Origin of the sequence: Nostoc sp. (genome assembly GCF_036917755.1) — a bacterium.
Classification (GTDB): domain Bacteria; phylum Cyanobacteriota; class Cyanobacteriia; order Cyanobacteriales; family Nostocaceae; genus Nostoc.
This window is the reverse complement of sequence record NZ_JBALFC010000053.1, coordinates 1-10,522: the sequence shown is the minus strand read 5'-3', so window position 1 is coordinate 10,522 and position 10,522 is coordinate 1. Positions and strand designations below refer to the sequence as shown.

General features: G+C 43.5%; 11 protein-coding genes. 6 read left to right on the top strand and 5 right to left on the bottom strand.

Annotated elements, in window-relative coordinates; translation table 11 throughout:
- The first annotated feature begins 193 nt into the window (after positions 1-193).
- A complete protein-coding gene (locus V7L05_RS13215; RefSeq protein WP_335164594.1) occupies positions 194-1,384 on the top strand; it encodes a hypothetical protein in 1,191 nt (396 codons plus the stop codon).
- 284 nt (positions 1,385-1,668) lie between these two features.
- Complete coding sequence (locus tag V7L05_RS13210; RefSeq protein WP_335164593.1) at positions 1,669-3,093, top strand: hypothetical protein; 1,425 nt, start codon at positions 1,669-1,671, stop codon at positions 3,091-3,093.
- A 347-nt stretch (positions 3,094-3,440) separates the two neighbouring features.
- Here V7L05_RS13210 and V7L05_RS13205 read toward each other — a convergent pair whose 3' ends face one another.
- The 5 genes from V7L05_RS13205 to V7L05_RS13185 form a co-directional block, all read right to left on the bottom strand.
- Positions 3,441-4,676, bottom strand: coding sequence for a DUF1501 domain-containing protein (locus tag V7L05_RS13205; protein WP_335164592.1), 1,236 nt, complete (start codon positions 4,674-4,676; stop codon positions 3,441-3,443).
- Between the two features lie 221 nt (positions 4,677-4,897).
- Entirely contained in the window at positions 4,898-6,451 is a 1,554-nt protein-coding gene (locus V7L05_RS13200) for a DUF1800 domain-containing protein (RefSeq protein ID WP_335164591.1), read from the bottom strand.
- 4 nt (positions 6,452-6,455) lie between these two features.
- Positions 6,456-6,938, bottom strand: coding sequence for a Spy/CpxP family protein refolding chaperone (locus V7L05_RS13195; RefSeq protein ID WP_335164590.1), 483 nt, complete (start codon positions 6,936-6,938; stop codon positions 6,456-6,458).
- Positions 6,939-6,950: 12 nt separating this feature from the next.
- Complete coding sequence (locus V7L05_RS13190) at positions 6,951-7,298, bottom strand: hypothetical protein (protein WP_334889958.1); 348 nt, start codon at positions 7,296-7,298, stop codon at positions 6,951-6,953.
- The gene (locus V7L05_RS13185; protein WP_335164589.1) at positions 7,295-7,879 is read right to left on the bottom strand and encodes a sigma-70 family RNA polymerase sigma factor; all 585 of its coding nucleotides are present in this window, start codon (positions 7,877-7,879) and stop codon (positions 7,295-7,297) included. Before V7L05_RS13185 ends, V7L05_RS13190 begins: the two co-directional genes overlap by 4 nt.
- 401 nt (positions 7,880-8,280) lie before the next feature.
- Here V7L05_RS13185 and V7L05_RS13180 point away from each other — a divergent pair, with 401 nt between their 5' ends.
- The 4 genes from V7L05_RS13180 to V7L05_RS13165 all read left to right on the top strand — a co-directional run.
- The gene (locus V7L05_RS13180; protein ID WP_335164588.1) at positions 8,281-8,484 is read left to right on the top strand and encodes a hypothetical protein; all 204 of its coding nucleotides are present in this window, start codon (positions 8,281-8,283) and stop codon (positions 8,482-8,484) included.
- A 143-nt stretch (positions 8,485-8,627) separates the two neighbouring features.
- A complete protein-coding gene (locus tag V7L05_RS13175) occupies positions 8,628-8,999 on the top strand; it encodes a hypothetical protein (RefSeq protein ID WP_335164587.1) in 372 nt (123 codons plus the stop codon).
- A gap of 81 nt (positions 9,000-9,080) precedes the next feature.
- Entirely contained in the window at positions 9,081-10,127 is a 1,047-nt protein-coding gene (locus V7L05_RS13170) for a J domain-containing protein (protein ID WP_335164586.1), read from the top strand.
- A 71-nt stretch (positions 10,128-10,198) separates the two neighbouring features.
- Positions 10,199-10,522, top strand: a 324-nt coding sequence (locus tag V7L05_RS13165) for a hypothetical protein (RefSeq protein ID WP_335164585.1), incomplete at its 3' end; no start/stop codon positions are given.

The following is a 10,522-nucleotide window of genomic DNA, read 5'->3' as shown; positions in this document are numbered from 1 at the left end:
GCTCTTGAGAAAGATGGTTTTTTGCTGGCATGGGTAGCTGATAATAGCTTAGGTTATTAACCTCATATTATACAATTAAGCTGCGTAACAGCTTATTTACAACAGTGGCAGTCTCACACTGAACAACAGCACCATCAGTAATAATTTATGCCAATGGGACGGCGGAGGTATTTACAGCGATGGCAGTCTTACTGTGAACTACAGTTCCATCACTGATAATACATCACAATGGAACGGCGGCGGGATCTACTACAGTGGGAGTAGCATCCTATCGGTGAATAATAGCATCATCACTGGTAATTTAGCAGAATACGTCGCTACCTTCGGCAGCGGCTTGGGCGGAGGTATTTACAACGAAGGCACTACTATAAACGTGACTAACAGCCGCATCAGTGACAATTCGGCACAGTACAATGGCGGCGGGATCTACAATGATGGCACTCTAACGGTGAATAATAGCACCATCAGTGGCAATTCGGCACAATACGACGGCGGCGGGATCTACAAAAGTTATATCAATAATTATGGTTATAGCACTATAACGGTGAATAACAGCATTATCAGTAATAACTATGCCAGCGAACATGGGGGCGGCATTTATAGCGATGGCACTTTTTATAGCGATGGCACTATAGCGGTGAATGAAAGCACTATAGCGGTGAATGAAAGCACTATTATTGGTAATTCGACAAACGGCGAGGGCGGCGGGATCTACAATGTTGGCATTTATTCTCTAGGGTATCGTGGTCCAGGATATACACTTCTCTCTAGACTTACGGTAACAAATAGCACTATTAGTCATAATCGGGCAACCACTGGAGGTGGTATCTACAATAATGGCACTCTATCGGTGAGTCAGAGCAGCATCAGTAATAACTATGCCAGCGATTATGGCGGCGGAATCTACAACTCTAGCTCTAACGGGGACGGTAGCGACAATCAATTTGGCATCGTTACCGTGAGTTATAGCAGCATTAATGACAATACAGCAGGGACATCTGGTGGCGGCATCTACAATAATGCTAATGACGGCGGCGACTATTCTGGCACTGTTACATATACTCAATTAGGCATCGTTAACGTGAACCACAGCACCGTTAGTGGCAATCAAGCACACTTTGGCGGTGGCATCTACAATGATGGCATCCTAACGGTTGGCAACAGCACTATCAGGCACAATAAAGCTTTCGGCATCGAACTCAGTTCTGGTCAAGAAGAGTCTGGCGATGGTGCCGGCATTTACAACTCTAGTGGTGGCACTGCCACAGTAGATTACAGCACCATCGCTTGTAACTTTGACACACCCGAAGAAGATTCAAATAAGATTATCAAGCTTGATAATCTTGTAGGTAAATTCATCACCAAAGGTTCATTCGTATATTAATTTAACCGAGTACCGTGGGTTTAAGTCCCCCGGTTCTCAAGACCTGTAAGTTTTGAGTCGGGGTCTAAATAAGAGTCACAAAACTTACTTCCGACTTCCGACTTCCGACTTCCGACTTCTTTAATTGATGATCGTTCTTGAGAAAAACTTTGCGATTTACTGAAATTGACTTTGACGTTTCACAGATGGTAGCAGTAGAAAAAATGCTTGCAGATTCGTAGTATTATCAGCATGATTCTTGATATCAATTTTTAGACAACGAGAAAAAAATTGGAGTCATATCAATGTCTACATTTACCGTCACTAATACTAATAACAGTGGTGCAGGTTCACTACGGCAGCAAATTCTAAATGCCGATCTCGCTGGCGGAACAAATATCATCAATTTTGGTGGACTGTTTTCTGATGCGATCGCTCATACCATCAATCTGACTGGTAGTGGTCTGAGTATCACAGATAACCTGACCATTCAAGGCACAAATCCGAACTTATTAACTGTTAAGGATGATAGCGCAACACGAGTTTTTGATATTGCTAGTGGTGCGACAGCTACGATTAACGGACTGACTATTACCAATAGCTACAAAGGCACGGGAGGTGGTGCTATCTCCAATGAAGGCGTTTTTACCTTGAACAATAGCATCATCACTGGCAATACTGCGGAAACCGGTAGCACCAATTACGGCTTTGGCGGCGGCGGCGGCATTTTCAACGATGGCACACTTACGGTCAACTACAGTACTCTTAATAACAATACTGCGGAATCCGGTAGCTCCAGTGTTGCCGATGCCAATGGCGGCGGTGGCGGCATTTTCAACAATGGCACCCTTACGGTGAACCACAGTACTCTTAATAACAATACTGCGGAAGCCGGTAGCTCCTACGAGAACGGCGGTGGCGGCGGCATTTACAACGATGGCACACTTACGGTCAACTACAGTACTCTTAGTAACAATAAAACAGGTACCAATTCTGACTATTACAGTGGCGGCGGGATTAACAGTGATTCTGGTGGACTTGTAGTGAACAACAGCAACATCACTGGCAACACTACGTCAGGCAATGGCGGCGGGATTTTCTCTTCCTCTTTTGTACTAAATAACAGCAACATCACTGGCAATACTGCGGCATACGGCGGCGGGATTGCGAGCGGCCAGTTTCTGAACGATGAGATTATCACAGTTAATTATAGCAACATCACTGGCAATTCGGCTACATTGGACGGCGGTGGCATTTATAACAGGGGTAAAACCCTATTGGTGAGTAAGAGTACCATCACTGGCAATTCGGCTACATCGGACGGCGGCGGTATCGATGGTATCAATGGATATTTCTATGCAGTAGGTGGCCCCATTGGCGTTGTTTTCCACGACATGTTAATCTTAGGCAACATTAACGTGAGTAACAGTACCATTAGTGACAATCAGGCACACTTTGGTGCTGGCATCTACAACGATGGCAATCTAACAGTGGGTAACAGCACTATCAAGCACAATAAAGCTTTTGGGATCGAACTCAGTTCTAGTAATTACAAGTCTGGTGAAGGTGGCGGCATTTATCATAATTCTACTGACTATGCCACGTCCACAGTAGATTACAGCACCATCGCTTGTAACTTTGACACACCCGAAGAGGATTCAAATAAGTTTATCAAGCTTGATAATCTCGTAGGTAAATTCATCACCAAAGGTTCATTCGTGAGAGTTTAAAACGATATTTCTGATTATAGGATTTTCTAGTCTGGTGAGGTACAGTAACAACAATGAGTAAACCAACTACGGATATCGCGCTTGCATCTTGATGATTACGTCATCCTACTTCTGTGGCTGATTTGGGGTAAGCTGACAAGTCCTCTTTTGGAACTGGTACTCAATTCCCAGCCCTTTTAAATAAAAGTGTCACAATTAGTAAAGAAATTAAAGAATTAACTAGTGGTATTACTTGTGTAGATAATTTTCTCAGAAATATCATCTGAATTTACGTTTAGCTTACTACCCTCCCCCCTTATAATGATTATCATTTTTACTAGCTGTATATTTTATTTCTTGGAAGTCCCTTACTTGACAATTAATGCTACTTTCTGAGTAGAGGCGTAATTTGACAACACTTGATTCAATTTTGCTTCGTTGAGATGCAGATGATCTAACAACACGGCAGAGATAACATCCCGAAAATCAGTGGTAATAGCCAAGTCCCTACCTTGGTAGAGTTGGGCTGTAGATAGACCAGGCCATTCACCGTAAACTTTACCACCGCGAATTTTACCGCCCAAAACCCACATAACATTCCCATGACCGTGGTCAGTACCACCGTTATCATTTTGTTTGACTGTACGACCAAACTCGGACATCACCACAATTGTCGTATTCTGGTAAACGCTCCCCAAACCGTTGACCAAAGTTGCCAAACCTGAACCCAATTTTTTTAAGTTCCGAGCTAATTGTCCTTGAGTGCTACCTTGATTGACATGGGTATCCCAACCCCCCAAAGCCATAAACCCTAGCTGAATTCTGGGGTCCTTGACCATTAGTTGCGCCAATCGTTGGGCATCGCTAGCGAAGCCATCAGGTAAAGGCGCACCATTATTCGCCAAATTCATTTCACTATCCAGGTCATTCAGGATCGCCTGATGCGCCATCCGTCCTTGGCGATAGGTCTGACTTATGGCATCATTACCGCCATAAAGTTGGTCAAATGCTGCTGCTAATTGAGGACGATCATCTATTGCCAGAGGTCTGCTAGCATTTCTCCCTGATGCTATGTTAGCTACAGGCATCCGACCAGAAAAAATCCAGGGTGTTGTTTCTCCGACACTTACTGCTTGGATAGGTGTTTTTTGAGAAATTACCCCTAGTAAACGATTCATCCAACCATCCTGAGTATGTTTGTCACCAGGAGTAGCGTTTTCCATATATTGTTGAGCATCAAAGTGAGAACGAGTGGGATCGGGGGAACCACAAGCATGAACAAATGCCAGACTATTCTCCTTCCAGAAGGGCATCAGAGGAGCTAATGCTGGATGCAACCCAAAGCGCCCATCTAAATCTAAGGCTCCCCCTTCCTTCCCTGGTTGGGGAATAGCAATTTGCGGTCGAGCTTGATAGTAAGCTGTTTCTGAGTAAGGAACTACAACGTTTAAACCGTCTACCGCCCCCCGGAGGAAGATTACAATCAAGCGCTGGCGATCGCTGTTAGGGATAGCGGATCTAGCTACAATAGCATTGCTACCTATGGCTGTGATTGCCGCAGTTGAAAAAATTCCACTTTGGATGAGAAAATTACGTCTTTTCATCTTTAAAAGTACTTAATTATGACTGTTTTCAATTCGGTAGAATACAAGTTATCTGTGCCCTAAGAGGGCATATTCTATCTCAGTTGCTATAGCTAAGGTACAAGAACCCCACCCCCAACCCCCTCCTCGCTCTTCGAGAGGGGACTATGATGTACCTAAATATTGATTAGGAAAAGAAAACGCTATATATTGAGTTATGAGTTGAGTTTTGTAACTGACAACTAACGACGCATAAATTCTGGACTGCCCAAAATTAAAGCACTACGGATTTGAGAGTCACTAGAGGCGATCGCCATCTGCGTTTTCACTGAAAAAGAATTGCCCAATGTATTGGTTAGTTGCCAAGCATCTACAGGAATTCTGGGAGACTTTTGTAAAGGTATTTGCTCAGTGCCGATTTTGCCTTGTCCCAGTGGACTCTCCCCCGCTTCCATATTTGTTGGCATGGTTGATAAGGGTAAATTTCCATTGGCGATCACTGTCGCAAAGCTGATGCGGCGGTTCATCGCATCAGGATTTAACCACACATCTGCGGTATTTTTGTAACCATCTGGAGTTTGGCAACGGTATAAAGGCATTGCCAACTGTTGGAGCAGGTTGGAGATTGGTCTTGTATTATTCACTTCGATGCCTGTGGCTCGCACCGCCGAGATCGCGTATTGAAGTGGTGTTTTAAACTTGGCATTAAAGTTTTTTGCATCCCAGAATTCCCGGCTGTGGAATAGGGTGTTGAGAACCTCACGAATATTGCCATCAGTGGCAAGATAACGTTGTGTGAGATTGTTTACCAGAGAATTGGGGGGGCGATCGCTGACAAAATATTGAGCTATCTGATAGCTGATGTGACGTGCAGTCGCCGGACTCCGAGCCAAAATATCTAGAGCTTCCTCTCCTTCGGTTTCACCACCGCCTTTAATTGTGTGTCCCAGGAAAACTTTGTCGCTAAAATCATGACGCTTTGGGTTAAAATAAAATCCGAAATTATTATCTGTCTGCTGACCGGGACGACTGAAACCCCAACCACTCAAAATCCGCGCCAGAGCAATTACATCTTGCTGAGTATAACCTCCATCTACGCCGAGAGTGTGTAACTCCATCAGTTCACGAGCATAGTTTTCATTCAAACCTTGGACATTACCCTGAGCATCGGGGCGGCTGTCAGCCCGATTTTGGAAGTTGTCTAGATAATACTGCATAGCTGGATGATGAGCTGTTGCCCCTAACAGGTCACGAAAGCGACCCAAAGCGTAAGGTCGAATCGCCTCTTGTTCATAAGCTCCCACCCAGAGGCGATCGCGTCCTTTACCAGCATCCACATTAAAATGGTTATACCAAAAGTCCACCATCACTTCCTGGAGTTGTCGAGGACTGCTAGTTGCCTGTAATAACCGCGCCTGGACTGCCTGATCTAGCACCTGTTTAGCCCACTTATTGGCAGCTTTTCTTTCTTCAAGGCTTGGTTTTTGTCCTGGCAGATGAGTTGTGCCATGTTCTGAGAGTTCCACTGGATTCAAGTGGAGAGTATCTAGCTGGTTTAGTTGGCTGGTGAGACTTTGCGGTTCGGGAATGGAATCAGGTGAGAGTTGCTCTTGAATGTATCGCTCTACACCCATAGATTCCACTCTTTGCACATCTCCAGGGCGAGGGCCAAAGCTGAGGCGATTAATTATATGTAATACTTTTGGCTCAATAGGTGTGGAGGCTGCATAACTGGGGTCAATTCCCCCCAGCAAGATAAACAGCAACAACACCCAATATTTCGGCTTGACACTCATAGAGTTAATTGTGTTGTGCTGCGGGTGGAGGATTTGGGCGAAGATTTTTCTTATACATGCGATCGGCAAATTTCAGCCGTTGTTCTGGGTTCAAGATTTCCCGAATAGCAAGGGTATTTTCAAACTGGACATCAGCAAGCTGCTGCTTTACAAGCTTGATTTGGTTATATTTACCAAACACTTGCTCTTTACTAGCTGTCCCTGCTATCAGGTCATGTAATTCCTGTTGCCCTTGACGTATCACCTGTGATTTTCCGGCTATCTGCTGTTTGGATTGATTACGAATTTGCTTAATCTGTTGCAGTTGCTCGGATGTCAAATTCAAATCCTTGAGCCATCCCCCTGATTTACCACCATTTGTCCGAGGTACAGTTGTGGGGGTTTGGGCAATAACTTGGCGTGAAAGTAAAGTTGGCTTGGACAGAGCAATAGTGCTACTCAGGGCGATCATTGCCACCGCCAAAATGGAAACACGACGCATTAACATCAAAGCGATCTCCTATTCAGTATCTAAGTCTGTAAAATGCCATACATCACTTCCCAGATGTTCGCTACTGGCTGTAGCTTGCCAATTGCTTTCAATAAAAGTTTCCAATTCGGCAAGTTCAGCCGGACTCGGTTGAGCAGGTATCAAGGCACGGTAGCCAACTATAGCCGCTACTAATCCCGCAGCAAGAGCAGGCAGAACTAACCTCAGCCTAGAATAATGGCGTAAGGGTGCTTGAGGCCAAGTTTTCACCTGTTGTAAAATTTGTTGTTCTAAATCAGGTGAGGCTGGCGGAACTTCTGGACAATGTTGGCAGAGAAAATTAATTAGGTCAGCATCATCATTGGGCAACTGAGTCATAGCTGTACTCCTTGGTTTTGGAGAAATTGACGCATGGCAGCACGAGCATGGAATAGGCGTGACTTAACTGTTCCCAGAGGAATGTCCAGGATTTTTGCTACCTCTTTTTGAGGTACTTCTTCCAAATCATGCAAAACCAAGATCGTCCGATGGTCAAAACTGAGGTTTGCCAGTCCCCGTTGCACAAGGTCTTGATAATGCATATTCATTAACTCAGGCGCTTCTTGTTGGGTAGGAGTTTTTTGACTCAGAATCTGTAATTGAGTTCGCCTTTGAACATCTGCCTGTCGCTGGTCATAAGCCACGTTCCAAGCGATTCGGTACACCCAGGTAGAGAATTTTGCTGTTTGGCGAAACTTGGGCAATCCTTTCCACGCTTGCAGAAACACTTCCTGCACTACATCGTCGAGAGAGGCTGGAGTGCATAGTTTATAAAGGATTGACCTGACTCTTTGCTGATGGCGTCGGTAAAGCTGACCGTAACTTTGGGTATCACCCCGCAGGCACTGCTGTACTAGATAACTATCAGATTCGCTTTCTGATTGATTTGCTTTATTAACCTTGGCTGGCACAACTAACACCTGAGGCGTTCTCCTCTATCCGAATCGCACGCTTGTATTTATTAGACCGGATGAATGGGAAAAAGGTTCAAATGGGTTAGAAGTTTGGGTATATGCAACACCTGTTCAAGGTAAACAGATTTGATGGCGACGGCTCAAACTCAATTACATTTTGCATCTTGGGCTTAACGTACATTCCTGTTCCATTGCTACCAGAACCTGTCCCTCATCTCATGCAGGTAGACTTCCTCAATATCTGGTGGTACTGTCACTTTAAGGGTTTGCAGTTGTGATTGCTTCTAACTATTGGAGTAATAATCTCTTGGGTATGGACACAGAATCAGAACTCAGTGATTCTTAGTGGGAGCGGGTTAAATATTATGCTCAGTTAGCAATTGAACGGGTGGAATGCGGGGAAGACCTTGTTAAGGAATTACCTCGGTACACCAACGATTGATGAGCGTTGCGGCGTGATCCTGGAGTTTGAATACGCTTGCCCTGATAAATTTGCTCAATTGGTGACAGATGCGCCGCAATGGACTGAGTTCACGCCAGATGAAAGAGAATTAATTATGAACTTATCACAGGTATATCAATCAGTTTTGAGTCTAGACTTTAACCCATAACTGGATACTTGGGTAACTGGATGGTTAGTGTTAATTTTCCGGGGGAGTGTAAATCTGTTGTGTGTAGGATAGTGGCAGTGTAGAGCAGCATTACTTTTTGGCGAGATTTTTTAACACAGCCAAATCCGGTGGCAGCAGCACTTATGTCAAAAATGAATATTCGCCGTGAGGAACGTCCGCAGGTGAAGGCGGAATGCTTGCGGCTGCTGGCAACTCTCAAGTTAGACCCAGCACGAATGCAATTGATTTCGGGGTTTGTGGATACGTATTTGCGCCTGAATACAACCGAAGAGCAAGTTTTCCAAGCGGCTATCGATACAATGGGGTTAACTGAGCGGGAGGAAATCATGGAAATTGTTACTAGTTGGGAACAAAAAGCTGCCCAAAAAACAAGAGAAGAGATTGCATTGAATCTACTACAAAGAGGAATGATTGTGCCGGAAATTGCACAAATCACGGGTTTAAGTGTAGAACAAGTACATCGGTTACAAACACAACTATCTCCAGGAAATTAATCTCAGTAGATATTCGTGTATCCTCATTGAGGTGTCAATTGAAGGAAAGAGTTTTTTTCCCTTGATAATCTTAAATCTTCTATGGCTCGAAAAACCCCACCTCCATCCCAATCTACTCCTGCAACTCCACTGGCTCTGTCTCAATTACATATCCGCTTAGAATTTTTAGAAAAAGAACATCAATCACTACTCAAACAGATTAAGAGAAAGCGCACAGAACTGAAGAACTTTGTTGAACAGATGCGTTCTTTTGGCACAGAATTTCTCAATAAAGCTACTCCCGGTTTCCGAAAAATGGCTGAGTTAGACCAGGAAATCCATGCTCTGTTTGAGGAGATTTTTACTACTAGAAAGTTCGGTAAACAAACCCTCAAAAATATACAAGCAGTTTACCGTAACCTACAGGTAACTGGAGCAATCAGTCTAAAACCCAACAGCCAACAGTTAGATACATTAGACGAATCGTTTGACAATGAAGATTCCCAATCAGATTTTTCAAAGGAAACTAGTGAAGAACAGCATCAATATTGGCAAGGACAACAGTCTGTAGACTCTGCCTCTGTAGCCAGAACAGATGACCAAAGAAAAATTCGTCAAACATTTCTGAAATTAGCTGAAATCTTTCACCCTGACAAAGCCATAGACAGTGAAACACAAAGGTCTCACACAGAAATCATGAAATCAATCAATAAAGCCTACCACGAAGGGGATTTAGCAAGACTTCTTGAAATTGAACGAAGTCAACACCCCTTAGAAATTATTGACAATAATAACGAAGATGATTTAACCCGTAGATGCCGAACTTTAGAACAGCACAATCAAATTCTCCTGGCTCAATATGAAAAATTGAAACAGGAACTGCGTTTGACAAAAAATACTCCAGAAGGGACGATGGTTTGCGATTCTCGAAAAGCTGCTAAAAAAGGCATTGACCCTATGGCTGCGATAGTAGAAACAATGGAATCTCAAATTAACGTCGTTTCTGGGATTCGGGATTTTGTTAAGGATTTTAGAGAACAGAAAATCACTATTAAAGAATTTCTAGCTGGCCCAACACCTCTGCACTCATTAGATGAAGAAACTATAGAAGATATTTTGGAGCAGATGTTGTCAGAATTAATGAGATAGTAGTTTTTGATGAAAAAGTTTTCGCTTTATTTGTGAATGCTCTGCTCAACTTAAAATAATTTTACAGAACTATGCCAATTAAAAAACACATTAATCTGAATCTTGGAAGTTTCCTTAATCCCGCAGATAAAAAGATAGTTGTCAATTTAGCTACTGAAGATATTTTAACTTTAATCACGCAAGAATTAAAAACTCGTTACTCCCCAGAAACTCAAAAACAATTACTTGAGGAGAGTTCCCAGTTGTTGCCTGATTTCGTGCTGCAAGAATTATTAAAGCGCCAAGAGCAGGTAGTAAACCTTAACCCCGATACCTTAATAGTGGTTAACTGTCAAATAGCAGAGACAGAAGCCGATGATTTGGGATTTGATTTAAATGTCGAAGCATATTTTGTA

What these genes read in the sequence shown, in the direction of transcription:
- V7L05_RS13170 (WP_335164586.1), top strand. Translation starts at nt 9,081, where the DNA reads ATGGCTCGAAAAACCCCACCTCCATCCCAATCTACTCCTGCAACTCCA.
- V7L05_RS13195 (WP_335164590.1), bottom strand. Translation starts at nt 6,938, where the DNA reads ATGTTAATGCGTCGTGTTTCCATTTTGGCGGTGGCAATGATCGCCCTG.
- V7L05_RS13210 (WP_335164593.1), top strand. Translation starts at nt 1,669, where the DNA reads ATGTCTACATTTACCGTCACTAATACTAATAACAGTGGTGCAGGTTCA.
- V7L05_RS13205 (WP_335164592.1), bottom strand. Translation starts at nt 4,676, where the DNA reads ATGAAAAGACGTAATTTTCTCATCCAAAGTGGAATTTTTTCAACTGCG.
- V7L05_RS13200 (WP_335164591.1), bottom strand. Translation starts at nt 6,451, where the DNA reads ATGAGTGTCAAGCCGAAATATTGGGTGTTGTTGCTGTTTATCTTGCTG.
- V7L05_RS13190 (WP_334889958.1), bottom strand. Translation starts at nt 7,298, where the DNA reads ATGACTCAGTTGCCCAATGATGATGCTGACCTAATTAATTTTCTCTGC.
- V7L05_RS13175 (WP_335164587.1), top strand. Translation starts at nt 8,628, where the DNA reads ATGTCAAAAATGAATATTCGCCGTGAGGAACGTCCGCAGGTGAAGGCG.